This is a genomic window from Rhizobium sp. AN6A (assembly GCF_900215635.1).
Taxonomy (GTDB): domain Bacteria; phylum Pseudomonadota; class Alphaproteobacteria; order Rhizobiales; family Rhizobiaceae; genus Agrobacterium; species Agrobacterium tumefaciens.
Genome location: NZ_OCNC01000004.1, coordinates 831,699 through 858,485, shown reverse-complemented (window position 1 = coordinate 858,485; position 26,787 = coordinate 831,699). Strand labels below are relative to the sequence as shown.

The following is a 26,787-nucleotide window of genomic DNA, read 5'->3' as shown; positions in this document are numbered from 1 at the left end:
CCCGTTGCCTTAGACGTCCAGCTTTCTAAAAAGCTTTTCGAAATCCTCCGGGTCGGTATCGATCCGGAGGATTTTTTTACGCGCTGTTTCACCTGAAATGAAGGTGATGGACGATTTGGGCAGGCCGAATTTTTTCGCCAGCAAAATAACCAGGGCCTTGTTCGCCTTGCCGCCTTCGGGCACTGCGCTGACGCGGACCTTCAGATGGGCATTTCCGTCAGCATCCTGCTCCACGCCGTCAATGGCATTGCGTCCCCCGTTCGGGGTGAGGCGAACGGACAGGCGTATGTGATCGCCGTGTTTTTGCCAGAGGTCGCTCAAGCGACCATGGGATAGAGCGTATTCCACATGAAGGAGCGGATGAAGAAGATGATCAGCAGCAGGATGATCGGCGAAATATCGATGCCGCCGAGATTGGGCAGAATGCTACGGATTGGGCGCAGAACCGGCTCGGTGACGTTGACCAGAAAGCTGCCGATGGCGTTCACGAACTGGTTGCGGGAGTTGATGACGTTGAAGGCGTAAAGCCAGGAAAAAATGGCGCTGGCGATCAGCACCCACGTATAGAGGTTCAAAGCCAGATCGATGGTCTGAAACAGGGCAAGCATCAATATCTCCGTATCTTGATTGCAAGACATTTAGACATTCGCTCGTGAACCGGCAAGTGTTGCGCCTATAGGGCTGGCGATTCTTGTCGTATCGCTCTATTGCAGACTTCTCATATTGTCTCGAGAGCACCCAGCCGATGTCACTGCCTTCTGCCGAAAACCGCTTCGGTGCATTCCGGCATAGTTCCTATCGCCGTTTTTTCAGCGCCCGGTTTTTTTCGGCCTTCGCAATCCAGATCGTCAGCGTTTCCGTGGGCTGGCAGATGTATGAGGTTACCGGCAATGCCTTTTATCTCGGCTTGATCGGTCTTTTCCAGTTTCTGCCATCGTTGCTTTTGATCCTTGTCACTGGAACGGTGGCGGACAGGCACAATCGCCGGCGCATCATGTCCGTATGCCTCCTGATCGCGGCTGGTTGCGCGGCGGCTCTGCTTGGCCTGACACTGGCACACAGCTTTTCTCCCTGGCCGGTCTTTGCCATTCTCGTCGTGTTCGGCATTGAGCGGGCTTTCATGGGGCCGGCGGTGCAATCGCTGGCTCCCAATCTTGTGCCTGTCGAGGATTTGCCTAACGCCATCGCCTGGAACTCCTCTTCATGGCAGATGGCGTCCATTCTCGGTCCCGTCGCCGGTGGCCTGCTTTATGGTCTCGGCGCTTCCGTGGCCTATAGCGTGGCGCTCGTGCTGTTCATCGTGTCCGCTATGCTGGCGGTGACGATCCGCAAACCGGAGCAACGGGGTCCGGCAAAAGCGATCAGCCTCGAGACCATGCTGGCCGGGTTCAAATTCATCTCGCAGGAAAAAGTCGTTCTCGGCGCCATCTCGCTCGATCTTTTTGCTGTCCTGCTGGGTGGTGCTGTCGCCCTGATGCCGATTTTCGCCAAGGAAGTGCTGACACTCGGGCCTTGGGGGCTTGGGCTTCTGCGCGCGGCACCCGGTATCGGCGCCATAACCGTCGCGGTCATTCTGGCGTTCAGGCCCATCCGCCACCATGCCGGCCTGCTGATGTTTGTCGGTGTCGGGTTTTTCGGCATTTCCACCGTGGTGTTCGGACTTTCTCAAACCGCATGGGTGTCGATTGCCGCATTGGTGGTCATGGGCGCATCGGACATGGTGTCGGTCTATGTGCGGGAAACGCTGATTGCGCTCTGGACGCCGGATGAGGTGCGCGGGCGCGTGAATGCGGTGAACATGGTGTTTGTCGGGGCGTCCAACGAGCTGGGCGAGTTCCGCGCCGGCACCATGGCCCATGTCGTCGGGGCCGTGCCAGCCGTCGTCATCGGCGGGGCGGGCACGCTTGCGGTTGCGGTCATCTGGGCACTCGGCTTTTCGAAGCTGCGCAGGATCGATAATCTCGACGCACCACGCTGACGCTGACGCGCTTCAGCGCTGCGGTTTGCCTTCGAAAACCAGATCAAGGAAATTGCCAAGCCAGGACCGGAGCGGTGTGTCGAACAACATGCGCCCCTCCAGATGCTGGCTGCCGACCTGCGCATTGGGCATGCCGAAGCGCTGTGCGCCACGCACCACCCAGCTGTGCATCATCGCGCGGGTCAGTTCTGCGTGAAATTGCAGGCCCCAGGCGCTTTTTCCGTACCGGTAAGCCTGGTTGGGATAGGTTTCGCCGGATGCCAGAAGCTCCGCTCCTCTCGGCAGATCGAACCCTTCGCGGTGGAAATGATAGACCATCTTCGGCCAATGCGGCATCAGCAATCGCCCGTGTTCGGTCGCATGAAGCGGATACCAGCCGATCTCCACCTTGCCTTCACGGTCGGCCTCCACTTTACCACCCAGATGTTTGGATAGCATTTGTGCGCCGAGGCAGATGCCGAGAAAGGGTTTGTTTTCCTTCAGCGGCACTTTCAGCCAGTCAATTTCGGCTTTGATGTAGTCATGCGGGTCGTTGGCGCTCATCGGGCCGCCGAAGATGATGGCGCCCGCATGTTTCTCCAGCGTTTGCGGCAGATCGTCTCCAAGCGCGGGGCGCCTTATATCCAGCCGATAGCCTTTTTCCACCAGCATCTGGCCGACGCGTCCGGGCGTGGAACGTTCCTGATGCAGGACGACAAGCAGCGAAGGTTGTTTTCTCTGTTGCCTGGAGGGGTCAAACAGCATCGTCTTCGTTTTCGCTTTCTTCAGCGGGTCCGGACCTGGTGGCGGCCTGCTGACGTTGCAGAACCCTGTCGCGCACGGAAACACCGAGCAAATCGGCTACACGCCAAATCACATGGTCTTCCATTTCGCTTCGTTCGCCGTCAGCGTAAACAATATCCCAGAGGATGCCAATAAGCTCCACGCGCTGCTCTTCATCGAGATGGCGGCGGATATCGGTGGTGAAACGGTAGTAGTCGACGGCTTCCTTGCCGGCCTCCTGGCCGGCGGCAAGAAGTGCGTCCAGCTTGCCGGCATCGAGATGATAATAGTCGTGGAGGATCTCACGAAGGCGATCACGCTCGCTTTTGGAGACCGTGCCGTCCGCTTCCATCACCTGAAAACAAAGGGCGGCCACCGCGACCCTCAGATCATCGGGGCTGAATTCATCCGCATGCTGGCCAACGAGGTTTTGAATAAACGACTGGATCTGGTTGAACATCGATAGCCTGTCAGAAGAGTTTTAGCCGGGTTTTGGGTTCGGCTTCCACGCCGGGTTTCTTGACGCCGGGATCATCCGGTGCACCACCGAAAAATGGCACCGGTTCCGTCCTTGCATCCGCTGGCCTGGCTTCCACCGGTACTTCATTCGTTGCCGGCTTTTTCTCTTTCGGGGCAGAGACGTCCGGCTTGACCTCGATTGGTGCGGGTTTTGTCACAACAATGGGCTGAGGTGCCACTTCAACAACGATCGGGGTCGGAGCCTGTTCGGCCCTTGCCGGTGCTGCCGCAATCGCATTTTCGATTGTCAGGTCTTCGACAGGTCCTTCAAGCTGGCCAAAAGGCGCCTTCCATTCGAAGGCGTCGAGACGGCCTGTCACGGGCGAAACCGGAAGCCATTTTTCCGAAGTGACACCATCTGCCACCCAGACGGGATCACGCGGTGCGCGCAGCGCCTGCGCCATCCAGTAACGCACCCGTCCCTGATCGCCGGTTTCGGCTTCCTCGATGTCGGCCATCAGCAGGAAGATGCTTTCACGCGGCTCGATCCGGGCGGCAGCTTCCGCCTTGGTCCTCGCCTTGGCAAATTCCTTGGCGTCGAGAGCTGCCTGAGCCACGGCAAACAGGGATTCGATGTTGTTGGGTTTCAGGCTCTCAAGTCGTTCGGCACGTTTAAGGCGATCGATGGCCGTATCGCCGCTGCGCGCCCGAACATAGAGATCTGCGATCTGCGAATGGGGATCGTTCTTCCATACCGGTTCCAGAACCGCTGCGGCCTTGCGCAGATTGTCTTCGCGCAGATAGGATTTTGCTGCGATCAATGCTGCGGGCACAAGGCTTTTTGCAAGCTTGAGGGCTTGTTTTGCGTCTTCGCGCGCACCCACCGGGTCGCTCTCCAGTTTTTCACCGGCCTTTGCGGTAAGAAGCACAGCTTTCATCCGCTCAGCCTCGCCGCGTTGGATGACGCCTGCTGCTTTTTGCTGGTCGAGCAGGCGGATCGCGTCATCCCACTCGCCGTTGCGGCAGCGGGTTTCCAGCGTCGCCTGTGCTGCCCAGGGCAGGTAAGGGGCTTTTTCGGCTGCGTCCTCGGCATATTGCTGGGCTGCTTCATGGGCTCCCTGTCGGCGCGCCTCGATGTAAAGGCCGCGAAGGCCAAGTTCGCGGGTTTCAGGATCGCGGGCCATCGCCTCGAATTTGCGCCGCGCCTCGTCATATTTGCCTTCGATGAGGTCGGCCTGCGCATCGAGCAGGTGGATCAGCGGCTCCTGATCAGCACTGAGAAGCCCCTGCGTGCGGGCCGTCATCTTGCGGGCCAGAATGGCATTGCCGGCGCCGGCGGCGATGAGGCCGGTGGAGAGCGCCTGATAACCACGGTCACGCTTGCGGGCGCGAAAATAGCGTCGTGCCGCGTTCGGCGATGTCCATATGGCATTGACGACCCACCAGACCAGCATGACGGCCGCAACCAGTGCAGCAACGATGGAGGCGGCGACCATCAGGCTCATTTCAATCAACTGGCCCTGCCAGACGATTGAGAGGACACCGGGCCTATCCGCCAGCCAGGAGAAACCGAAACCGAGCGCCAGAACGATGAGGACGAAAGTCAGAATTCTGGTCATGCCTTACCCCTGCTTGCCGGTGCTGGTGATGGCGCGGTTTAACGTGCCTCCCACCAGGTTTTCGACCTCGATGCGCGCATCCAGAGATTTTTTATAGTCGGCGGATGCTGTCTTGGCGGCCTCGGGAAGCCCATTCCATTCAAGTGCCGCACCCTGCAGGTCTCCGTTGCGCAACTTGTTTTCCATGCGCGCGATCATGGCGTCGGGGGTCTCGCCTTCGATGTTTCCGACGGGGCGGACCTTCACCAGCGACAAGGCGCTTTCCGTGAGACGTTCCATAATGCCCTGATTGGGGTCGGGCCGATTGATCGCCGAGAGCATCGCATTGGCGACGTCGGGGAATTTCTGCATCAGCTCCGAGCGCGACGGCACGCCGGTTGCGGCAAAGGACTGCAATGATGCGATTGCCGGATCGTCAGGGATTACCTTAGACAATGTGTCGAGTTCGGTGAGGAACGGCCCACCGCGATCGATCGCGGCTTTCAGTGCGGCCGACGCAATGGCGCGGGCGACTTCGATATCGTCGCGCGGTTCATTGATCTTGGTTTCGGCGTCAGTCAGGCGGCGTGTCAGCTCCGCCGTTGCTGAGGCCTGCGCGGATCGCTCTGACGTGAGCGCGGATTCCAGCGCGGTTATTTTTTCCGAAAGTGCGTCCACCTGCGGGGCTTCGCCCTTTGCGCCCTCAAGAGCGGCGATGCGCTGTTCCAGCGCCGAGGTATCCCCTCCTGCCGCGGGAACATTGGCGAGCTGCTGACGCAGGCTCCCTAGCTCGATTCTCAATGCGGCAATCTCATCGCTTCCGATCTTGCTCACACTAAACGAGGGCAGAATGCCGGCATATTGCATGCTGCCGGCAGCGGCGAGCGCCACGAGGCCACCCACGATACCCGCCGCGATCGCACCGGACGTTGCCGCCTGTTTGCGCTCGGGTTGCTGTGGCGTGGATGACTTGGCCGGTCCGGATGATGACGCGCCTGTCGATGGCTTTGCACCAGTAGTCGCGCTTCCGGATGCGGCGGACGAGGATGTGGAAGCAAAAGTCGCAGGCTTTGCGCCCGCCGAGGAAGCGGATGCGGCGCTTGCGTCAGTCGCGCTGATCACCGGTTTCGCTTCGGTTTTTGGCGAAGCTGTCTCGGGCTGTTTGTCGGCAGGTTTTTCCACCTGGGGCTTGCCGGTTGCCGGTTCCGCCTTGTGAACGTTCGGTGCAGGCTCCATGGGTGTTTTATGCGTCTGTTCCCAGACGGGAGCCGGGCTGGACGTTTCGGCCGCTTCTGGCTTGTGAGGAACGTTTGGCTGAGCTGCTGCCGGTGTCGTCTCGCCGGTCTTGTCATCAGTCTTCGCAGCATCCACGTCGGCGGAAATTGCTTTCACGTCTTTTGCGTCCAGGTCGATGGTGACCGGTTCGGCGTTGGACTTGGAGTGGCGTGGCGGCTTTCCCGATACCATGACAACCTCATTTCTGCCTGCAATAGTCTAAACCTAGTCAGTGACGGCGGCAAAGGAAAGAGGCGAGCCTGAATTAGGTTCCAGACTTTCGCTGGAGAAGTTCAAACATGGCTGCCTCGTTTGCCCCTTCGGCGGCTGCGGCGTTCGCGCGGAAGATTTCCGGAACCAGTGAAAGCACATTGCGGCTGATGCAGACGAATTGTGTGGTGGTCAGCGCCGCCACATATTTTTCCGACGATGCGTGGCGGAAAAAGGCCCGCGCGGCTTCCGACGAATAGAGCAGCACCACATCGGCGGGGGTCTTCAGAAGTGCTGTTTCGAGCATATCGTCTGAAAGATCTGACGGCTGCATTTCGTAACAATCGACGGTCCGAAAGGAAATTCCCGCAGCGGCAATGCCGTCCTCGAACACGGCGCCTCGCGGCGTGCCGGCAAGATAGAGCAATGGATCTGTGCCCTCCATTAGGGGGCGATGCTCCGCGACAAGCCCGGCGAGAGCCACCGCATCGCCAGATCCGGTGAGGATGTTTTGGAAGCCGATTTCCCTCGCCGCTTCCGCCGTCGCCTCGCCGACGGCGAAAAGCGGTTTCGAAAGATGGGGCGCAAGTCGGTGGCGGAAATCTCTAAGCGCCCGCAAGGCCTCGGCGCTGGTCACGGCGATGGCCGAGAGCGGCTCCGATAGCGCTGATATGGCGCGCTCGCCGTGGTGGACGGGATGAAACAGCGGAAGAAGCACCGGCTCGTGACCGAGGGCTTCAAGCTTTGCGGCCGTCTTTTCGCCCGAACGAAGCGGCCGGGTGACGACGATCCGCATCGGCTCAGCTCCAGCCGTCGAAGAAGTTGCTGCCTGCCCTGGCGCGCACGTCTTCACCGGCCTTGCGACCCAAGTCCTCGGCATCCTTGCGAGCACCGGAAATCTCGACGCTGTGGCTCGTCTGTCCGTCCGGCGTGAGGATCAGGCCGGAGAAATGAAGTTCCTCACCGTGGCAAGTAGCAAAGCCTGCAATCGGGGTGCGACAGGAACCATCGAGGGCGGCCAAAAAGGCGCGCTCGCAGGTAACGGCATCGTAGGTGGGTATGTCGTTGATAGGTGAGAGCAACTCGTCCATGCGTGTGTCGCCAATACGACTCTCGACGCAGATCGCGCCCTGCGCGGGGGCTGGCGGAAAATCCTTCGGGTCGAGAATGTCCGTCGGGACGTTCTCCATGCCCAGCCGTTTCAGGCCGGCAAAGGCGAGAAGCGTGGCATCCGCCTGGCCTTCTTCCAGTTTGCGCAGGCGGGTTTCGACCTGGCCGCGAAAGATGATGACGCTCAGGTCCGGACGCAGGCGGCGGATCAGCGCTTGGCGGCGCAAGGATGCGGAGCCGACAACGGCGCCCTGCGGTAGTTCCAGAAGCCTCGGTGCGGTGCGGCCAATGAAGGCGTCGCGCATATCCTCGCGCGGCAGGAAAGCGGAAAGATAAAGGCCCTTCGGTAAAACGGTCGGCATGTCCTTGGAGGAATGCACGGCAATATCGAGCTCGCCGGAAAGAAGCTGGCTCTCCAGTTCTTCCGTGAACAGGCCCTTGCCGCCGATCTCCGACAAAGCGCGGTCGGTTATCCGGTCACCCTTGGTGGAAAGCACGACGATTTCGAACATATCTTCCGGCAGACCGTGTGCCGACATCAGCCGGTTACGGGTCTCGTAAGCCTGTGCGAGCGCCAGAGGGCTGCCGCGCGTGCCGATTCGGAAAGGTTTTGTTTGCATCCGCGTCTATCCATTGTTACCGGAGTTGTCTTAGACCAACTCAGCGCATGATCGCAATGAACGAACAGAATTGATGACCCCCTTTCTTCGTATCCTCGGCATAGAGACAAGCTGTGACGAAACCGCTGCATCCATTGTAGTTCGGCATGCGGACGGACGTGGCGAGATCGTGTCCGACGTCGTTTTGTCGCAGCTTGAGGAACACAGCGCCTATGGCGGCGTCGTGCCCGAAATTGCTGCCCGCGCCCATGTCGAGGCGCTGGACACACTGGTGGAAGAAGCACTGGAACAGGCGGGTGTCACCCTTGCTGATGTCGATGCCATCGCGGCCACATCCGGTCCCGGTCTCATTGGTGGCCTGTTGGTGGGCCTGATGACCGGCAAGGCGATTGCGATGGCTGCAGGCAAGCCGCTTTACGCCATCAACCATCTCGAAGGCCATGCGCTGACGGCGCGTCTGACCGACGGTCTTTCCTTCCCCTATCTGATGCTGCTGGTCTCCGGCGGCCACACCCAGCTCGTGCTGGTTCGCGGTGTGGGTGAATACGAGCGCTGGGGCACCACCATTGATGACGCGCTTGGGGAAGCCTTCGACAAGACTGCGAAGCTTCTGGGATTGCCCTATCCCGGCGGGCCTGCGGTTGAAAAGGCAGCAGCGAAAGGCAACCCTGACCGTTTTGCACTGCCGCGCCCGATGGTCGGCGAGACGAGACTCGATTTTTCCTTCTCCGGTCTGAAGACGGCGGTGCGGCAGGCGGCAACCGCGATCGCTCCGCTTTCGGATCAGGATATTGCCGATATCTGCGCCTCCTTCCAGAAGGCGGTGTCACGCACGCTCAAGGACCGTATCGGCCGTGGCCTTGCCCGCTTTAAGGAAGAGTTTCCGCATCTCGAGACGGAGCCCGCTTTGGTCGTGGCCGGCGGCGTTGCCGCCAATACGGAAATCCGCCAGACCCTCCAGGCGCTTTGTGATGCCCACGGGTTCCGCTTTGTCGCACCGCCGCACCGGCTCTGCACCGACAATGCCGCGATGATTGCCTGGGCCGGGCTGGAGCGTATGGCATGCGGCCGGGAACCCGATGCGCTGGAGATCGCGCCGCGCTCGCGCTGGCCGCTTGATGGCAGCGCGGAGACATTGATCGGTTTCGGCAAAAGGGGAGCCAAGGCCTGATGCAGCGGGAGAAAATCGTCGTCATCGGCGCTGGCGCCTTCGGAACCGCGCTCGCCGTCGTCATCGCGCTGGAGAACCGGCATGACGTGACCCTGCTCGGCCGTGATGCGTCACTGATGGCCGATCTTAGGGCTGATCGTATTCACGAGGCTGTCCTGCCGGGTGTCGACCTGCCGGATGCGCTGGAATTTTCCGTTGAGCCGGATGTGCTGGCCGATGCAGGCATCGTGTTGTTTGCCATGCCCTCTCAGGCCCATGCCGATGCGGCGCGCCATTACGGTCCTTATCTGGCTAATGATTGTATCATCGTTACCTGCGCCAAGGGCATCGACCGGGTGTCCGGTCGGCTGCTGACGGAACTTCTGGAAGCGGAACTGCCGCATCATCCAATCGCCGTTCTCTCCGGTCCGGGTTTTGCGGCCGATATCGCGCGCGGACTGCCGACGGCGATGGCGATAGCGGCGGAAGACGCTGTCATCGCCGAGCGGCTGGCGACCACTATTTCCGGCAGAACCTTCAGGCTTTATGCCTCGACCGACCGCACGGGCGTGCAGCTTGGTGGCGCGCTGAAGAATGTGCTCGCCATTGCCGCCGGCATCGTTGAAGGTGCGGGCCTCGGCGATTCCGCACGGGCGGCGTTGATTTCGCGGGGGCTTGCCGAGATGTCGCGTCTGGTCGTCGCCATGGGCGGCAAGGCCGATACGGTGCGCGGTCTTTCCGGCCTTGGCGATCTGGTGCTGACCGCCACAAGCCACCAGTCGCGAAACCTGCGTTTCGGCATCGCGCTTGGCCGGGGCGAGGGCAAGGACATGTCCGGCGGGCTGGTGGAGGGCGCCTTCGCGGCAGCCGTTGCCGCCCGTCTCGGCGAACATCACGCTGTCGACATGCCGGTGACCGAGGCGGTTGCGGCCATCATCGACGGCAATCTGGACGTGGCGAGCGCCATGCAACAATTGATGACACGGCCCATCACCACTGAATGAGTGTGGCCTTCGAATAGTTTTTACGCATGTCCTGGTCCCAAAACCGCTTACACTTTTGGGAGACATGCGCCAGCGAGGAGACGAAAATGCTGTTTGCCTTTATCTGCAAGGACAAGCCCGGCCATCTGAACGTGCGCATGGACACGCGCCCGGCTCATCTGGAGCACCTGAACAAGTTGAACGCCGAAGGCACGCTGAAGATTGCCGGACCGTTTCTGGATGCCGAAGGTAAGCCGAATGGCAGCCTTGTCATCGTGGAAGCTGCCGATATCGATGCGGCTAGGGCCCTTGCCGATGCCGATCCCTATGCAAAGGCCGGCCTGTTCGAAAGCGTGGATGTGAAGCCCTATAACTGGGTCTTCAACAATCCGGGGGCGTGACCGGCCATGGCGAATTACTGGCTTTACAAGTCTGAGCCGTTCAAATGGTCCTGGGAAATGCAGAAGGCCAAGGGCGAGGCCGGCGAAGAATGGACCGGCGTGCGCAATTATCAGGCCCGCAACAACATGCGCGCCATGAAAATCGGCGACAAGGGTTTTTTCTACCACTCGAATGAAGGGCTTGATGTCGTCGGCATCGTCGAAGTCTGCGCCCTTTCGCACCCGGATTCGACCGCAGAGGGCGATCTGAAGTGGGATTGCGTGGATATCCGCGCCGTTTGCGACATGCCGAAACCGGTTTCGCTGAAGGATGTGAAGGCCAATCCGAAACTCGAAAAGATGTCGCTGGTCACCTCCATGCGGCTTTCGGTGCAGCCGGTGACGGAAGAGGAATATCTCGAAGTCTGCCGCATGGGTGGCCTTTCCAATCCACCGAAATCTCCGGACTGAGCTTTCGGTGAGGACCGATCCCGAACGCTTCATTCTCGACAATACCGGCATCATGCATCCACCACATGTGCCGGAATTGCGCCTTCATCTTGCGACCGAAGCCCATGAGCTGTGGCTGAAGACGGAGGAGGAGCTGGAAGAGATCGGCCTGCCGCCGCCATTCTGGGCATTCGCCTGGGCTGGCGGACAGGGGCTCGCCCGCTACATTCTCGATCATCCTGAAAGTGTCTCCGGCAAGCGTGTGCTGGATTTCGCCAGCGGTTCCGGACTGGTCGCCATTGCCGCCGTAAAGGCGGGCGCCGCGGCTGTTTTAGCCGCCGATATCGATCCCTGGACGGAAACGGCCATTCGGCTGAATGCGGCTCTCAATGGTGTGGCCATCGATTTTACCGGCCGCAATCTGGTTGGGACGCCGGTTGAGGCGGATGTTCTGCTGGCGGGCGACGTGTTTTATGATCGCGCCTTTGCCGATCTCCTCGTGCCTTGGTTTCTGGAACTGGCGGATAGAGGCGTGACCGTGCTCGTCGGCGATCCGGGGCGGGCCTATCTGGCCAAACAGCGCCTTTACGCCGAGGCAACCTATCAGGTGCCGGTGACGCGGGCTCTGGAAGACAGTGAAGTCAAAAAGACCACCGTCTGGCGTTTTGTCTGATTATATCAGGGCCTGATGATGCAGACGCCGTGCTGGTAATCGCAGGCGTCGCCTGTCGTTTCGGCGCGGACGTTGATGATTTTCGCCTTCGGTGCCAGCTGCGCGCCCATGTTGACGGTTGCGCCTTGTCGCGAAAGCCCACCATTGATCGCGAAATAATTCCCGTTGCCGCGGACCCTCAAGGCGGATATTCCACCCACATAAGTGCCGCCGGAAAGGGTGGAGGGCAGTCCGTTAGTGGAGAAGCTCAACTGCGACTGACGATGCTGATAATGGTGGCGACTATAAAAATCACCTGCCGCGCTAGGAGGCAGTGCGGTGAAAATGATGCCTGCAGTCATCACCGCCAGAGCTGCGATTCGACGCTGTAACATGAGCCTCATTCTCCGGATTTTTTCGGTTAACGAATAGTAAATTACATGATTTCGAAATTACGTAAAGGTAAATATTTTGAAGGCGTAAATCTTGGAAATGCTCGTTTTTTTATTTTCGAGCAAAAAAATTCCAAAAAAAATTCGTGAACCAATCGATTAAATTGGAATCGGTCATGAAATGTGCTTGTCGTGATGCTTCCATGTGATTAAACGTCGCGGTTGGTGCAATGCACATTCTTTCGTCATGTGCTGTTGCTTGGGGGCGCCCGATCTGACGGGTGCACGGGAAAACGCCGCGAGGTTCTGATGGCGAACGTGACAAATAACCGGCCTCTGTCGCCGCATCTTCAAATTTACAAGCCGATTCCGACGATGGTCGCATCCATCGTGCACCGCATCACGGGTGCGGCGCTTTATTTCGGAACGCTTCTTGTCGCCTGGTGGCTTATCGCACTTGCTTCCGGCCCTGCCTATTACGACTGGGTCAGCTGGGCAATGGGTACGATCATCGGCAAGCTTATCCTGATCGGATATACCTGGGCTCTCGTTCACCACATGCTGGGCGGCCTTCGCCACTTCATGTGGGATCTCGGCCATGGCTTCGAGAAGAACTTCAACACGAAACTCGCCAAGGCGACCTTTGTAGCGTCGATCTGTCTGACCGCGCTGATCTGGGTCATTGCCCTGATCGTGCGCTAAGGAGATAGCCTGTCATGGATATGCGTACACCTCTCGGAAAGGTTCGTGGCCTCGGCTCCGCCAAGGAAGGCACCGACCATTTCTGGCGCCAGCGCCTGACGGCCGTCGCCAACGTACCCTTGCTGATCTTCTTCGTGGTTTTTCTCATCAAATATGCCGGCGCTCCCTATCCGGAAGTTGCGGCGGCGCTTTCCAACCCGCTCGTTGCGGTCATCATGGGTCTGGTGCTGGTTTCCGGCCTCATTCACATGAAGCTCGGCATGCAGGTCATCATCGAAGACTACGTTCACGGCGAGGTCTCGAAGCTCGTTCTTCTGATGCTCAATACGTTTTTCGCGGTTCTCATTGGCGGTCTTTGCATCTTCGCCATTCTGAAAATCGCATTCGCAGGATAAATCGGCCATGGCATCGATCAGTTCACCTTCCCAGAACGGCAAGGCTTACACCTACGTCGATCACTCCTATGACGTGATCGTGGTGGGTGCCGGCGGCGCGGGTCTGCGCGCAACGCTCGGCATGGCGGAACAGGGGTTCCGCACGGCCTGCATCACCAAGGTTTTCCCGACGCGCTCCCACACGGTCGCGGCGCAGGGCGGCATCGCCGCTTCGCTCACCAACATGACGCCCGACTGTTGGCAGTGGCACCTTTACGACACCGTAAAGGGCTCCGACTGGCTGGGCGACGTCGACGCGATGCAATATCTCGCCATGGAAGCGCCGAAAGCGGTCTATGAGCTGGAGCATTATGGCGTGCCCTTCTCGCGCAATGCCGAAGGCAAGATCTACCAGCGCCCGTTTGGCGGCCATATGCAGAATTACGGCGAAGGCCCGCCGGTGCAGCGCACCTGTGCCGCTGCCGACCGTACCGGCCACGCCATTCTGCACACGCTTTACGGCCAGTCGCTGCGCAACAATGCGGAATTCTTCATCGAGTATTTCGCGCTCGATCTCATCATGTCGGCAGATGGCCGTTGCACGGGCGTCGTTGCGTGGAACCTTGATGACGGCACGATCCATCGGTTCTCCGCCAAGATGGTGGTGCTGGCGACCGGTGGTTACGGCCGCGCCTATTTCTCGGCAACGTCTGCCCATACCTGCACCGGCGACGGCGGCGGTATGATCGCACGTGCCGGGCTGCCGCTTCAGGATATGGAGTTCGTTCAGTTCCACCCGACCGGCATTTACGGCGCGGGCTGCCTGATCACCGAAGGCGCGCGCGGCGAGGGCGGTTATCTGGTCAACTCCGAAGGCGAGCGCTTCATGGAGCGTTATGCTCCTTCGGCGAAGGACCTTGCTTCGCGTGACGTGGTGTCTCGCTGCATGACCATGGAAATCCGCGAGGGTCGTGGCGTCGGCAAGAACAAGGACCACATCTTCCTGCATCTCGATCACCTTGATCCGGCGATCCTGCACGAGCGTCTTCCGGGCATTTCCGAAAGTGCCAAGATTTTCGCCGGCGTTGACGTGACGCGCGAGCCGATCCCGGTCCTGCCGACTGTTCACTACAATATGGGCGGCATTCCGACCAACTATTGGGGCGAAGTGCTGAACGCCAACGCCGAGAACCCGGAACGCATCGCTCCCGGCCTGATGGCCGTTGGCGAAGCCGGTTGCGCCTCCGTTCACGGCGCGAACCGCCTCGGCTCCAACTCGCTGATCGACCTTGTGGTCTTCGGCCGCGCTGCCGCCATCCGTGCAGCCCAGGTCATCGACCGCGATGCGCCGGTTCCGGCTCTCGACACGGTTGCCTGCGACAAGATCATGGATCGCTTCGACAGCCTGCGTTATGCCAACGGCTCGACGCCGACGGCGGTGCTGCGCGACAAGATGCAGCGCGCCATGCAGGACGATGCCGCCGTATTCCGCACACAGGAATCGCTGGAAAGCGGTTGCCAGCGCATTTCCGCCATCTGGAAGGAACTGCCTGACGTCAAGGTCACCGACCGTTCGATGGTCTGGAACTCCGATCTGGTGGAAACGCTCGAGCTGCACAATCTGATGGCCAACGCGATCACCACGGTCTACGGCGCGGAAGCGCGCAAGGAAAGCCGCGGTTCGCATGCCCGCGAGGATTTCGTCGATGGTCCGTTCGGCGGTCGCGACGACGTGAACTGGCGCAAGCACACGCTTGCCTGGGTCAGCCCTGAAGGTGATGTCAAGCTCGACTACCGCCCTGTTCACACCGACCTGATCGCCGACGGCATCGATCCGAAAAAGATCGAGCCGAAGGCTCGCGTCTACTGATTTGAGGAACTGGATATGGTTGAACTCGCTCTCCCCAAGAATTCCCAGATCAGCGAAGGCAAAGTCTGGCCGAAGCCGGATGGTGCCAAGAACGTTCGCGAATACCGGATCTATCGCTGGAACCCGGATGACGGCCAGAACCCGCGCATCGATACCTATTATATCGATATCGACGATTGCGGGCCGATGGTTCTCGATGCGCTTTTGTACATCAAGAACAATATCGACCCGACGCTGACGCTGCGCCGCTCCTGCCGTGAAGGCATCTGCGGTTCCTGCGCCATGAACATCGACGGCACCAACACGCTCGCCTGCACCAAGGGCATGGAAGAGATCAAGGGAACGGTGAAGGTCTATCCGCTGCCGCATATGCCAGTGGTGAAGGACCTCGTTCCGGACCTGTCGAACTTCTACGCGCAGCACCGCTCCATCGAGCCGTGGCTGAAGACGGTTTCGCCGACGCCTGCCAAGGAATGGAAGCAGAGCCATGAAGACCGCCTGAAGCTCGACGGTCTCTACGAGTGCATTCTGTGCGCCTGCTGCTCCACTTCCTGTCCCAGCTACTGGTGGAACGGCGACCGTTATCTCGGCCCCGCCGTTCTGCTGCAGGCCTATCGCTGGCTGATCGACAGCCGCGACGAAGCAACCGGCGAACGTCTTGACGATCTCGAAGATCCGTTCCGTCTTTATCGCTGCCACACCATCATGAATTGCGCGCAGGCTTGCCCGAAGGGTCTCAACCCGGCCAAGGCGATCGCGGAAATCAAGAAGATGATGGTCGAGCGTCGCGTCTGAAGACGATTCGTTTGGACAGAAAATCTATCGGGCCGCGGTTTGGACTGCGGCCCTTTTTTACAACCGGGCGCGGGAAATTTCGGTAAAAATCGACCGAAATGGTAATTATCCCAGCCATCGCTTGCGCAAGATAAGGCTTTGGTAATAATTCAGCCTTCTTGTTTGATCATGGTCTTTCCGGAAGCGAGAGAATCGGGAGCTTGATATGCAATTCAGATATGTGGTGACGGGTCTTGCGGTTGTAATGAGCCTGGCCGGTTGCCAACGTACCTCCTACGATTACAACAACAACACCAGCAACAATCCCGGTTATACGCCGCCGTTGCAGGCACAGCCGGTTCCCTCCGTTCAGTCTGGCGCCCTGCCGCCACCCGGTGGTGCTTCCGGCGGTCAGTTCCCGTCGGCACCCGCTTCTGCGACGCCTGGCGGCACTGATATGGCGTCTGCCGCTCCGCCGACAACGGCACTCGATGTCACCAAGGAATCCATGGTTGGCAACTGGCGCGTTTCCAATGGCGGCGCCAATTGCGACATGTTCCTGACGCTTACCAATCTCGGCAGCGGTTCTCGTGGCGGCACGCGTGGCTGCTCCGGCGAACTCACGGCGATGGGGTCCTGGGAAGTGTCCGGCAAGATGGTCCTCTTCAAGAACCGTTCCGGCGATACGATCGGCCGCGTCTACAAGAGCGCCGATGCGCGCTTTGACGGCACGACCAATAGCGGCCAGCCGCTGAGCCTCAGCCGATAGAGCATCTCCGGTGCATCCGGATCGCCTCGCCTGTTCCGAGCCATTCCATTCGTCGCGGGCGTCCGTCCGCGACCGGGGCGCTTTTCCATGAAGCCATTGCCTGACTACAACCATAGTGTCGTTGAACAGCTCAACGCATTGACGGCAGCTGGCACCTTGCAGGCGGATGCCGCACAACGCGGCGTTGCGGCCCATCTCGACCGTATCCTTGCCGATTTGAAAGCGCGCAAACCCGCCAGGAAAAAAAGCGCACTCGGCTGGATGTTCGCTCGTAAGGCTGGCCCGGCCGCCTTCGTCAAGGGATTGTATGTCCATGGCAGCGTTGGCCGCGGCAAGACGATGCTGATGGACATGTTCTACGAGATGGCGCCTGTCTCTTCCAAACGGCGCTGCCATTTTCACGAATTCATGGCTGATGTCCATAATCGCGTGCACGCGCATCGGCAGAAGCTCAAGAATGGCGAAACCAAGCAGGCCGATCCCATTCCGCCAGTGGCAGCCCAGCTTCTGGCGGAAGCGGAGCTTCTTTGCTTCGATGAGTTCACCGTCACGGATATTGCCGATGCGATGATCCTCGCCCGGCTGTTCAGCGAGCTTTTTGCCAATGGCTGCACATTGGTGACGACCTCCAACGTTGTGCCCGACAATCTTTACAAGGACGGGCTTAATCGCGGCCTGTTTCTGCCCTTCGTCGATTTGCTGAAGAAGCATGTGGAAGTGGTGACGCTGGACAGTCCCACTGATTACCGCATGGAAAAGCTGGAAAGCCTGCCGGTTTATGTGACGCCACTCGACGGTGCGGCGGATCAGGCGATGGATATGGCCTGGCGGCACATGACCGGCGGCCATCTTGTCGCACCGACGGAAATACCGATGAAGGGCCGCTCCATTCTGGTGCCGCGCGCCAGCGGCCGTGTGGCCCGCTTTTCCTTCTCCGACCTTTGCGAAAAGCCGCTCGGCGCTTCTGATTTTCTCGCCATAGCCAATCGTTTCGATATAGTCTTCATCGACCACATCCCGTTTCTCAATGCCGACAAACGGAACGAAACCAAGCGTTTTATCATTCTCATAGACGCGCTGTACGATCACAGCGTCCGCCTCTTCGCCTCCGCTGCGGCAATGCCCGAAGACCTGCTGGGCAAGCGCAAGGGTACCGAAGGTTTCGAGTTCGATCGCACCGCCTCGCGCCTGTTTGAGATGCGCAGTGCAGATTATCTGGTGCTCCACCATGAAAAACGGCAGAAAGTTTGACACTTTCATGACGCATTCTCTTACGTTTACGTAAGAAAATAATGATCTAAACGATTGAAAATATTCACACCAAAAGAATCTGTTGCCAATTTTGGCCAATGGGGCTAATCGAAGTGCGACAATTTGGCTGCCGGTGGCGTGGTGAAATTGAATTGAAGCTCTAGAGGAAGCATTCGATGGCTCGCAAAAAGATTGCACTTATTGGTTCTGGCATGATCGGCGGCACGCTGGCGCATCTCGCCAGCCTGAAGGAACTGGGCGATATCGTCCTCTTCGATATTGCCGACGGCATCCCGCAGGGCAAAGGTCTGGATATTGCCCAGTCCGGCCCGGTTGAAGGTTTCAATGCCAAGCTCACTGGCGCGTCCGACTACGCTGCCATCGAAGGTGCTGATGTCTGCATCGTCACCGCAGGCGTCGCCCGCAAGCCCGGCATGAGCCGCGATGATCTTCTCGGCATCAATCTCAAGGTCATGGAACAGGTCGGCGCCGGCATCAAGAAATATGCCCCGAACGCTTTCGTCATCTGCATCACCAACCCGCTGGACGCCATGGTCTGGGCGCTTCAGAAGTTCTCCGGTCTTCCGAAGAACAAGGTCGTCGGCATGGCCGGCGTTCTCGACAGCGCTCGCTTCCGCCTGTTCCTCGCCGAAGAGTTCAACGTTTCGGTTCAGGACGTAACGGCATTCGTTCTCGGCGGCCACGGCGATACGATGGTGCCTTTGGCGCGTTACTCCACCGTTGGCGGAATTCCGCTGACCGATCTCGTCAAGATGGGCTGGCTCACCGCCGAGCGTCTCGAAGAGATCATCCAGCGCACCCGCGACGGCGGTGCGGAAATCGTCGGCCTGCTGAAGACCGGCTCGGCCTATTACGCGCCAGCCGCTTCGGCGATCGAAATGGCTGAATCCTACCTCAAGGACAAGAAGCGCGTTCTGCCCGCCGCTGCCCATCTGTCGGGCCAGTACGGCGTGGACGATATGTATGTCGGCGTGCCCACGATCATCGGTGCCGGTGGTATCGAGCGCATCATCGAGATCGAGCTGAACAAGGACGAAGAAGCCGCTTTCCAGAAGTCCGTCGGCGCTGTCGCCGGTCTTTGCGAAGCTTGCATCAACATCGCTCCGTCGCTGAAGTAATAGCCTGACGCATCGGCGCAAAACCGGATTGGATTTTTGCAAGGCACGATGCGTAGATTCAACAGCTTGAAGCGCCCTGCGTCAGATAAGGATGCAGGGCGCTTCAAGCGGCTCCAAACAGGGATTATTCCATGAATATTCACGAATATCAGGCCAAGGCTCTTCTGAAGGGCTATGGTGCGCCGGTCGCTGAAGGCGTCGCCATCCTCAAGGTCGAAGAAGCCGAAGCCGCCGCAAAGCAGCTTCCCGGCCCGCTCTATGTCGTCAAGAGCCAGATTCACGCCGGCGGCCGCGGCAAGGGCAAATTCAAGGAACTCGGCCCTGACGCCAAGGGCGGCGTTCGTCTCGCAAAGACGATCGAAGAAGTCGTTTCCCATTCCAAGGATATGCTCGGCAACACGCTGGTAACGGCGCAGACGGGCGATGCCGGCAAGCAGGTCAACCGCCTTTACATCGAAGACGGTGCGGATATCGCCCGCGAGCTTTACTGCTCGCTGCTGGTCGATCGCTCGGTCGGTCGCGTTGCTTTCGTGGTTTCCACCGAAGGCGGCATGGATATCGAAGCTGTTGCCCACGACACGCCCGAGAAGATTCACACCATCGCCATCGACCCGGAAAAGGGTGTGAGCGACGCCGACGTTGCCGCGATCTCCAAGGCGCTCGAGCTTGAGGGTGTTGCTGCGGAAGACGCCAAGGCGCTGTTCCCGATCCTCTACAAGGCCTTCAACGAGAAGGACATGGCTCTCCTCGAGGTTAACCCGCTGATCGTCATGGAAAACGGTCATCTGCGCGTTCTCGACGCCAAGATGTCCTTCGACGGCAACGCGCTGTTCCGCCATGACGACGTCAAGGCGCTGCGCGACGAGACCGAAGAAGACGCCAAGGAAATCGAAGCCTCCAAGTGGGACCTCGCTTACGTTGCGCTCGATGGTAACATCGGCTGCATGGTCAATGGTGCCGGTCTCGCCATGGCGACGATGGACATCATCAAGCTTTACGGCAAGGAGCCGGCAAACTTCTGTGACGTCGGCGGCGGCGCCGGCAAGGAGAAGGTTGCTGCAGCTTTCAAGATCATCACTGCCGACCCGAAGGTCGAGGGTATCCTCGTCAACATCTTCGGCGGCATCATGAAGTGCGACGTCATCGCCGAAGGTGTTATCGCCGCGGTGAAGGAAGTCGGTTTGCAGGTTCCGCTCGTTGTTCGCCTCGAAGGCACCAACGTCGAACTTGGCAAGAAGCTCCTGAACGAATCGGGCCTTGCGATTACGGCTGCTGACGACCTGGACGACGCAGCCAAGAAGATCGTCGCGGCGATCAACGGCTAATTGAGGGACCGGAAATAATGTCTATTCTCGTTAATAAAGACACCAAGATCCTCGTTCAGGGTCTGACCGGCAAGACCGGTACCTTCCACACCGAACAGGCGCTTGCTTATTACGGCACGCAGATGGTCGGTGGTATTCACCCGAAGAAGGGTGGCGAAACCTGGACCGGTTCCAATGGCGAAAGCCTGCCGATCTTTGCAACGGTTGCCGAAGCCAAGGAAAAGACCGGTGCAGACGCATCCGTGATCTATGTTCCGCCGGCAGGTGCAGCCGACGCCATCATCGAAGCCATCGAGGCTGAGATCCCGTTCATCACCTGCATCACCGAAGGTATTCCGGTGATGGACATGGTGCGCGTCAAGGCTCGCCTCGACCGTTCGAACTCGCGCCTGCTCGGCCCCAACTGCCCGGGCATCATGACGCCTGAGGAATGCAAGATCGGCATCATGCCGGGCTCCATCTTCCGCAAGGGTTCGGTCGGTATCGTTTCGCGCTCCGGCACGCTGACCTATGAAGCCGTATTCCAGACATCCAACGAAGGCCTCGGCCAGACGACGGCTGTCGGCATCGGCGGCGACCCGGTCAAGGGCACCGAGTTCATCGACGTCCTGGAAATGTTCCTGGCCGACGAAGCCACGCAGTCGATCATCATGATCGGCGAAATCGGCGGTTCGGCTGAAGAAGATGCGGCACAGTTCCTGATCGACGAAGCCAAGAAGGGCCGCAGCAAGCCAATGGCTGGCTTTATCGCGGGCCGTACGGCTCCGAAGGGCCGCACCATGGGCCACGCCGGCGCTGTCGTTTCCGGCGGCAAGGGCGATGCGGAATCGAAGATCGCGGCAATGGAAGCTGCAGGCATCAAGGTATCGCCTTCCCCGGCGCGCCTCGGCAAGACGCTGGTTGAAGTCCTCAAGGGCTGAGACCACATGAGACCGGTAACGGGCGGTGCGGCTTTAACGCCACGCTGCCCGAAGCCGCAAAGAACGACAGACAGACGGCATACCGCCCCGGCGGCAGACAGCAATAATCAAGCGGCAGGCCGATAAACGGCCCTAACGGCATCGAGGAGGCGGACGGACAAGTCCGCAAGAACACAATGGCAAGGCAAGAAGCGAACGAGCAGTTTCAGATCACGTCGTTTCTGGACGGCGCGAATGCAGCCTATATCGAGCAGCTCTATGCCCGGTACGAAGAGGATCCCTCTTCCGTGTCGCCGGAGTGGCAGAGCTTCTTCAAGGCGTTGTCCGACAATCCGGAAGACGTGAAGAAGGCGGCCAAGGGCGCCTCCTGGAAGCGCGCCAACTGGCCGATCCCGGCAAACGGCGACCTGGTATCGGCGCTTGATGGCAACTGGGCTACGGTCGAGAAGGCCATCGAGAAGAAGGTTCAGGCGAAAGCCGAGGCCAATAGCGCCGATACCGGCAAGGCCGTCAGCCCGGCCGAAGTGCTTCAGGCGACCCGTGACAGCGTCCGCGCCATCATGATGATCCGCGCCTACCGGATGCGTGGCCATCTGCACGCCAAGCTCGACCCGCTTGGCATCGCCAGCGCCGTTGAGGACTATAACGAGCTTTCGCCGAAGTCCTATGGCTTCGAGGAAAGCGACTACGACCGCAAGATTTTCATCGATAACGTCCTCGGTCTCGAATACGCGACCGTGCGCGAAATGGTCGATATCCTCGAGCGCACCTATTGCTCGACGCTCGGCGTCGAATTCATGCATATGTCCAACCCGGAAGAAAAGGGCTGGATCCAGGAACGCATCGAAGGTCCGGACAAGGGTGTGGACTTCACGCCGGAAGGCAAGAAGGCCATTCTGTCCAAGCTCGTCGAAGCCGAAGGCTACGAGCAGTTCCTCGACGTGCGTTTCAAGGGCACCAAGCGTTTCGGCCTCGATGGCGGTGAATCGCTGATCCCGGCACTTGAGCAGATCATCAAGCGCGGCGGCCAGGACGGTCTGGAAGAAGTCGTGCTCGGCATGGCTCACCGCGGCCGCCTGAACGTTCTGACCAACGTGATGGGCAAGCCGCACCGCGCCGTGTTCCACGAGTTCAAGGGCGGTTCATTCAAGCCTGATGACGTCGAAGGTTCCGGTGACGTGAAGTACCATCTCGGTGCCTCCTCAGACCGCGAATTCGACGGCAACAAGGTTCACCTCTCGCTGACGGCAAACCCGTCGCACCTTGAAATCGTCAACCCTGTCGTCATGGGCAAGGCCCGCGCCAAGCAGGACCAGCTTGCCAAGACATGGGACGGCGACATCATTCCGCTGTCGGAACGCGCAAAGGTGCTGCCGCTCCTGTTGCACGGCGATGCCGCTTTTGCGGGTCAGGGCGTGGTTGCCGAAATTCTCGGCCTCTCCGGCCTGCGCGGTCACCGCGTTGCCGGTACCATGCACTTCATCATCAACAACCAGATCGGCTTCACGACGAACCCGGCCTTCTCGCGCTCGTCGCCCTATCCGTCCGACGTTGCCAAGATGATCGAGGCGCCGATCTTCCACGTTAACGGTGATGATCCGGAAGCGGTCGTCTATGCGGCAAAGGTTGCAACCGAATACCGCATGAAGTTCCACAAGCCTGTCGTCATCGACATGTTCTGTTACCGTCGCTTCGGCCATAACGAAGGCGACGAGCCTGCGTTCACGCAGCCGAAGATGTACAAGGTCATCCGTGGCCACAAGACTGTCGCCCGCATATATGCCGACCGCCTGATTGCGGAAGGTCTGATCACCGAAGGCGATTTCGAGAAGATCAAGGCCGATTGGCGCGCCCATCTCGAGCAGGAGTTCGAGGCAGGCCAGTCCTACAAGCCGAACAAGGCCGACTGGCTGGATGGTCAGTGGTCCGGTCTGCGCGCCGCCGACAATGCCGATGAGCAGCGTCGTGGCAAGACCGGCGTGCCGATGAAGCAGCTGAAGGAAATCGGCAAGAAGCTGTCGACCATTCCGGAAGGCTTCAGCGCACACCGCACGATCCAGCGCTTCATGGAAAACCGTGCCCAGATGGTCGAGACCGGCGAGGGGCTGGACTGGGCGATGGCAGAGGCTTTGGCCTTCGGTTCGCTGGTCGTAGACGGCCACAAGATCCGTCTGTCCGGTCAGGATTGCGAACGCGGCACCTTCTCGCAACGCCACTCGGTTCTCTATGATCAGGAAACCGAAGAGCGTTACATCCCGCTTGCCAATCTTTCGCCGACGCAGGCCCGTTACGAAGTCATCAACTCGATGCTTTCGGAAGAAGCGGTTCTCGGTTTCGAATATGGCTATTCGCTTGCCCGCCCGAACGCACTGACGCTCTGGGAAGCCCAGTTCGGCGACTTCGCCAACGGTGCCCAGGTGGTGTTCGACCAGTTCATCTCTTCGGGTGAACGCAAGTGGCTGCGCATGTCCGGTCTCGTCTGCCTTCTGCCGCATGGTTATGAAGGCCAGGGTCCGGAACATTCGTCCGCCCGTCTGGAACGCTGGTTGCAGATGTGCGCCGAAGACAACATGCAGGTTGCCAACGTCACGACGCCGGCTAACTACTTCCATATCCTGCGCCGCCAGATGAAGCGTGACTTCCGCAAGCCGCTGATCCTGATGACGCCGAAGTCCCTGCTGCGTCACAAGCGCGCCACCTCATCGATTGCGGAGCTTGCAGGCGAATCCTCCTTCCACCGTCTCCTGTGGGACGATGCGGAGGTCATCAAGGATGGTCCGATCAAGCTGCAGAAGGATTCGAAGATCCGCCGCGTCGTCATGTGCACGGGCAAGGTCTATTACGATCTGCTCGAGGAGCGTGAAAAGCGCGGTATCGACGACATCTACCTGCTGCGTGTCGAACAGCTCTATCCGTTCCCGGCCAAGGCGCTCATCAACGAGCTTTCCCGTTTCCGTAACGCGGAAATGGTCTGGTGCCAGGAAGAGCCGAAGAACATGGGTGCGTGGTCGTTCATCGATCCTTACCTTGAATGGGTTCTGGCGCATATCGACGCCAAGTACCAGAAGGTCCGTTACACGGGCCGTCCGGCTGCCGCCTCTCCGGCGACCGGCCTGATGTCCAAGCATCTGGCGCAGCTTGCTGCGTTCCTGGAAGACGCGCTGGGAGAGTGAGAACTCTCCCGCATCGCCCCGCAAAAAAGACACCCGAATAACGGAACTAGATCATGGCCACTGAAATCCGCGTACCAACCCTCGGCGAATCCGTCAGCGAAGCGACCGTCGGCACCTGGTTCAAGAAGGTCGGCGATACCGTCAAGGCCGACGAACCTCTCGTTGAACTCGAAACCGACAAGGTTACCGTCGAAGTTCCGGCGCCTGCCTCCGGCGTGCTGACCGAAATCGTCGTGCAGAACGGCGAAACCGTCGGTCTCGACGCCCTTCTCGGCCAGATCGCCGAAGGTGCTGCCGGCGCTGCTACTTCTGCCCCCGCGGCAAAGCCTGCTGCGCCTGCTGCTGCACCGGCACCTGCCGCAGCCGTGGCCGCCGCTCCTGCTGGCAGCGCCATGCCGCCGGCACCGGCCGCCGGCAAGCTGCTTGCTGAAAACAACCTTTCCGCCGATCAGGTCGACGGTTCGGGCAAGCGTGGCCAGGTTCTGAAGGGCGACGTTCTCGCCGCTGTTGCCAAGGGTGTTTCGGCACCTGCCGCCGCTCCGGTCGCTGCTGCTGCTCCCCGTCCGGTTTCGGCCGAGCAGGATCAGGTTCGCGAAGAGCGCGTCAAGATGACCCGCCTGCGCCAGACGATCGCACGTCGCCTCAAGGATGCACAGAACACGGCCGCCATGCTGACCACCTATAACGAGGTGGACATGAGCGCCGTCATGGATCTGCGCAATCGCTACAAGGACGTTTTCGAGAAGAAGCACGGCGTCAAGCTGGGCTTCATGGGCTTCTTCACCAAGGCCGTGACCCACGCGCTGAAGGAACTGCCTGCCGTCAACGCTGAAATCGACGGCACGGACATCATCTACAAGAACTATTGTCACGTCGGCATGGCTGTCGGCACCGACAAGGGTCTCGTCGTTCCGGTCATTCGCGATGCCGACCAGCTCTCCATCGCTGGTGTCGAAAAGGAACTCGGCCGCCTCGCCAAGGCAGCGCGCGACGGTTCGCTCGGCATGGCCGACATGCAGGGCGGCACCTTCACCATCACCAATGGTGGCGTGTACGGCTCGCTGATGTCCTCGCCGATCCTCAATGCGCCGCAGTCGGGCATCCTCGGCATGCACAAGATCCAGGAGCGTCCGGTCGCCATCGGCGGTCAGGTCGTCATCCGTCCGATGATGTATCTTGCGCTCTCCTACGATCACCGTATCGTTGACGGCAAGGAAGCCGTGACCTTCCTCGTTCGCGTCAAGGAAAGCCTCGAAGATCCGGAACGTCTGGTTCTCGATCTCTGATCGGTCTTGCTTTTCGTTTCAGCGGGGTTTCAAGTCGATCCCGCTGAAATGCCATCAGGAGAGCGAAAGTGCAGCCGACATTTCTTGCCGCGTCACCCTTTTTGCCGCTGATCGGGCTCAGCGTTCTGCTGCTGGCCGCTCACATTGCGCTGCAGGGAATGACGGCAACGCGGGAATTCGGGCTGGACTGGAATGCCGGTCCGCGGGATGCTGAAAAGAAGCCGGAGGGCAGGGTTGCCGGACGCGCCGCGCGTGCCTCGGCGAATTTCCGCGAGACCTATCCCGCTTTCATCGCGCTCGCCTTCGGTGTCATCATGGCCGGCGATCCGTCCGGGCTGGCCTTCACCGGCGCTTTGATCTGGCTGATCTGCCGGGTGGTCTATATTCCACTTTATCTCGCCGGTGTGCCCTATATCCGCTCGCTGGTCTGGCTCGGTTCGATGCTCGGTCTTGGGCTGATGCTTTTCGTGTTGATGTTTTAGAGGTTGATTTTCCCATGCATCAGTATCTGATCGAACTTGCATCTCTGATGGCGATCTTCTTTTTCGCGATCGTTTCTCCCGGCGCCGATCTGGCGATGGTCATGCGTCAGGCCATGGTGCATGGGCGCAAGCAGGCCATCATCACCAGCTTCGGTGTTGGCACATCCCTGATGTTCCACGTCACCTATACGATCCTTGGACTTGGTCTCATCATTTCCCAGTCGATCTATCTCTTCAACATCGTCAAGTGGTTGGGTGTCGCCTATCTGATTTATATCGGCATCAAGGCGCTGCGCGCTGGCAAGACCGAATTGCCGGCTGCGGAAGGCGAAGATGGCGTTCGGGCCAGAAGCGGCCAGACTGCCTTGAAGGCCTTCGCGCTCGGTTTTGCCGCTAACGCGCTCAACCCCAAACCGGTGTTTTTCTTCCTGTCGATCTTTTCGACGGTGGTTCACGCGCATACGCCTGTTGGCATCAAGTTCGGATATGGGCTCGTCATGGCAAGCTGCCTTATCCTGTGGTTTGTCGGCGTCAGCCTGTTCATGACGACGCCTCGCATGCGCGCAGCTTTTCAGCGCGCCAGCCAATGGATCGACCGCACCAGTGGCGTGGTCTTCATCGCTCTCGGTATAAAACTCGCAACGGAAAAAGCGGCCTGAGTTTCAGGTCAAACGGAAGCAGGGCGGTTCAAAATCCTGCCCGC

28 protein-coding genes are annotated in these 26,787 nt (G+C 59.6%); 19 read left to right on the top strand and 9 right to left on the bottom strand.

Annotated features, from left to right (window positions below; genetic code table 11):
• Positions 1-9: 9 nt before the first annotated feature.
• Both CRO62_RS16765 and CRO62_RS16760 read right to left on the bottom strand, forming a co-directional pair.
• Complete coding sequence (locus CRO62_RS16765) at positions 10-321, bottom strand: DUF167 domain-containing protein (protein WP_097100943.1); 312 nt, start codon at positions 319-321, stop codon at positions 10-12.
• The gene (locus CRO62_RS16760) at positions 318-608 is read right to left on the bottom strand and encodes a YggT family protein (protein ID WP_003516688.1); all 291 of its coding nucleotides are present in this window, start codon (positions 606-608) and stop codon (positions 318-320) included. Before CRO62_RS16760 ends, CRO62_RS16765 begins: the two co-directional genes overlap by 4 nt.
• Before the next feature lie 137 nt (positions 609-745).
• Between CRO62_RS16760 and CRO62_RS16755 the strand changes: the two genes are divergently transcribed.
• Positions 746-1,978 (top strand): MFS transporter, encoded by a 1,233-nt coding sequence (locus CRO62_RS16755; protein ID WP_097100942.1) that lies wholly within the window; start codon positions 746-748, stop codon positions 1,976-1,978.
• A gap of 12 nt (positions 1,979-1,990) precedes the next feature.
• Here CRO62_RS16755 and CRO62_RS16750 read toward each other — a convergent pair whose 3' ends face one another.
• From CRO62_RS16750 to hemC, 6 genes are all read right to left on the bottom strand, one after another.
• A complete protein-coding gene (locus tag CRO62_RS16750; RefSeq protein WP_097100941.1) occupies positions 1,991-2,722 on the bottom strand; it encodes a glutamine amidotransferase in 732 nt (243 codons plus the stop codon).
• On the bottom strand, positions 2,712-3,200 hold the full coding sequence (locus CRO62_RS16745) for a TerB family tellurite resistance protein (RefSeq protein WP_003516699.1): 489 nt from the start codon (positions 3,198-3,200) through the stop codon (positions 2,712-2,714). Before CRO62_RS16745 ends, CRO62_RS16750 begins: the two co-directional genes overlap by 11 nt.
• A 10-nt stretch (positions 3,201-3,210) precedes the next feature.
• The gene (locus tag CRO62_RS16740) at positions 3,211-4,818 is read right to left on the bottom strand and encodes a heme biosynthesis protein HemY (RefSeq protein ID WP_097100940.1); all 1,608 of its coding nucleotides are present in this window, start codon (positions 4,816-4,818) and stop codon (positions 3,211-3,213) included.
• A 3-nt stretch (positions 4,819-4,821) separates the two neighbouring features.
• Positions 4,822-6,264 carry a COG4223 family protein gene (locus CRO62_RS16735; protein WP_097100939.1) on the bottom strand — a complete coding sequence of 481 codons (1,443 nt, stop codon included), beginning with the start codon at positions 6,262-6,264 and terminating at the stop codon, positions 4,822-4,824.
• A gap of 73 nt (positions 6,265-6,337) precedes the next feature.
• The gene (locus CRO62_RS16730) at positions 6,338-7,078 is read right to left on the bottom strand and encodes a uroporphyrinogen-III synthase (protein WP_097100938.1); all 741 of its coding nucleotides are present in this window, start codon (positions 7,076-7,078) and stop codon (positions 6,338-6,340) included.
• Between the two features lie 4 nt (positions 7,079-7,082).
• On the bottom strand, positions 7,083-8,012 hold the full coding sequence (gene hemC / locus CRO62_RS16725; protein ID WP_097100937.1) for a hydroxymethylbilane synthase: 930 nt from the start codon (positions 8,010-8,012) through the stop codon (positions 7,083-7,085).
• Positions 8,013-8,085: 73 nt separating this feature from the next.
• Between hemC and tsaD the strand changes: the two genes are divergently transcribed.
• The 5 genes from tsaD to CRO62_RS16700 all read left to right on the top strand — a co-directional run bounded on the left by tsaD (position 8,086) and on the right by CRO62_RS16700 (position 11,648).
• Positions 8,086-9,183 carry a tRNA (adenosine(37)-N6)-threonylcarbamoyltransferase complex transferase subunit TsaD gene (gene tsaD / locus CRO62_RS16720; protein ID WP_097100936.1) on the top strand — a complete coding sequence of 366 codons (1,098 nt, stop codon included), beginning with the start codon at positions 8,086-8,088 and terminating at the stop codon, positions 9,181-9,183.
• Entirely contained in the window at positions 9,183-10,166 is a 984-nt protein-coding gene (locus tag CRO62_RS16715) for an NAD(P)H-dependent glycerol-3-phosphate dehydrogenase (protein WP_013636892.1), read from the top strand. The genes tsaD and CRO62_RS16715 overlap by 1 nt, the downstream gene beginning before the upstream one ends.
• A gap of 86 nt (positions 10,167-10,252) precedes the next feature.
• Positions 10,253-10,546 (top strand): YciI-like protein, encoded by a 294-nt coding sequence (locus CRO62_RS16710; RefSeq protein ID WP_097100935.1) that lies wholly within the window; start codon positions 10,253-10,255, stop codon positions 10,544-10,546.
• 6 nt (positions 10,547-10,552) lie between these two features.
• A complete protein-coding gene (locus tag CRO62_RS16705; RefSeq protein WP_003516712.1) occupies positions 10,553-10,996 on the top strand; it encodes an EVE domain-containing protein in 444 nt (147 codons plus the stop codon).
• Positions 10,997-11,003: 7 nt separating this feature from the next.
• Positions 11,004-11,648, top strand: coding sequence for a class I SAM-dependent methyltransferase (locus CRO62_RS16700; protein ID WP_097100934.1), 645 nt, complete (start codon positions 11,004-11,006; stop codon positions 11,646-11,648).
• Between the two features lie 5 nt (positions 11,649-11,653).
• Here the strand turns inward: CRO62_RS16700 and CRO62_RS16695 are convergent, their stop codons facing one another.
• Complete coding sequence (locus CRO62_RS16695) at positions 11,654-12,022, bottom strand: hypothetical protein (RefSeq protein WP_097100933.1); 369 nt, start codon at positions 12,020-12,022, stop codon at positions 11,654-11,656.
• Between the two features lie 306 nt (positions 12,023-12,328).
• On the opposite strand from CRO62_RS16695, the gene sdhC reads away from it, so the two are divergent.
• From sdhC to CRO62_RS16630, 13 genes are all read left to right on the top strand, one after another.
• A complete protein-coding gene (gene sdhC / locus CRO62_RS16690) occupies positions 12,329-12,721 on the top strand; it encodes a succinate dehydrogenase, cytochrome b556 subunit (RefSeq protein WP_013636889.1) in 393 nt (130 codons plus the stop codon).
• Between the two features lie 14 nt (positions 12,722-12,735).
• Entirely contained in the window at positions 12,736-13,116 is a 381-nt protein-coding gene (gene sdhD / locus CRO62_RS16685; protein ID WP_003516716.1) for a succinate dehydrogenase, hydrophobic membrane anchor protein, read from the top strand.
• Between the two features lie 7 nt (positions 13,117-13,123).
• The gene (gene sdhA / locus CRO62_RS16680; protein ID WP_097100932.1) at positions 13,124-14,965 is read left to right on the top strand and encodes a succinate dehydrogenase flavoprotein subunit; all 1,842 of its coding nucleotides are present in this window, start codon (positions 13,124-13,126) and stop codon (positions 14,963-14,965) included.
• Positions 14,966-14,980: 15 nt separating this feature from the next.
• On the top strand, positions 14,981-15,760 hold the full coding sequence (locus CRO62_RS16675) for a succinate dehydrogenase iron-sulfur subunit (protein ID WP_003516718.1): 780 nt from the start codon (positions 14,981-14,983) through the stop codon (positions 15,758-15,760).
• A gap of 205 nt (positions 15,761-15,965) precedes the next feature.
• Positions 15,966-16,508 (top strand): protease inhibitor Inh/omp19 family protein, encoded by a 543-nt coding sequence (locus CRO62_RS16670; protein ID WP_097100931.1) that lies wholly within the window; start codon positions 15,966-15,968, stop codon positions 16,506-16,508.
• Between the two features lie 87 nt (positions 16,509-16,595).
• Entirely contained in the window at positions 16,596-17,759 is a 1,164-nt protein-coding gene (gene zapE, locus CRO62_RS16665) for a cell division protein ZapE (protein WP_097100930.1), read from the top strand.
• Positions 17,760-17,935: 176 nt separating this feature from the next.
• Positions 17,936-18,898: a malate dehydrogenase gene (gene mdh, locus CRO62_RS16660; RefSeq protein WP_003516723.1), complete on the top strand. Its 963-nt coding sequence runs from the start codon at positions 17,936-17,938 to the stop codon at positions 18,896-18,898.
• Between the two features lie 131 nt (positions 18,899-19,029).
• Positions 19,030-20,223 carry an ADP-forming succinate--CoA ligase subunit beta gene (gene sucC / locus CRO62_RS16655; RefSeq protein ID WP_003516725.1) on the top strand — a complete coding sequence of 398 codons (1,194 nt, stop codon included), beginning with the start codon at positions 19,030-19,032 and terminating at the stop codon, positions 20,221-20,223.
• Positions 20,224-20,240: 17 nt separating this feature from the next.
• The gene (gene sucD / locus CRO62_RS16650) at positions 20,241-21,143 is read left to right on the top strand and encodes a succinate--CoA ligase subunit alpha (protein WP_097100929.1); all 903 of its coding nucleotides are present in this window, start codon (positions 20,241-20,243) and stop codon (positions 21,141-21,143) included.
• Between the two features lie 176 nt (positions 21,144-21,319).
• Entirely contained in the window at positions 21,320-24,316 is a 2,997-nt protein-coding gene (locus CRO62_RS16645; protein ID WP_097100928.1) for a 2-oxoglutarate dehydrogenase E1 component, read from the top strand.
• 53 nt (positions 24,317-24,369) lie between these two features.
• Entirely contained in the window at positions 24,370-25,602 is a 1,233-nt protein-coding gene (odhB, locus tag CRO62_RS16640) for a 2-oxoglutarate dehydrogenase complex dihydrolipoyllysine-residue succinyltransferase (RefSeq protein ID WP_019566052.1), read from the top strand.
• A 68-nt stretch (positions 25,603-25,670) separates the two neighbouring features.
• Positions 25,671-26,084, top strand: coding sequence for an MAPEG family protein (locus tag CRO62_RS16635; protein ID WP_003516731.1), 414 nt, complete (start codon positions 25,671-25,673; stop codon positions 26,082-26,084).
• Between the two features lie 14 nt (positions 26,085-26,098).
• The gene (locus CRO62_RS16630) at positions 26,099-26,743 is read left to right on the top strand and encodes a LysE family translocator (RefSeq protein ID WP_097100927.1); all 645 of its coding nucleotides are present in this window, start codon (positions 26,099-26,101) and stop codon (positions 26,741-26,743) included.
• The last annotated feature ends 44 nt before the right edge of the window (positions 26,744-26,787 follow it).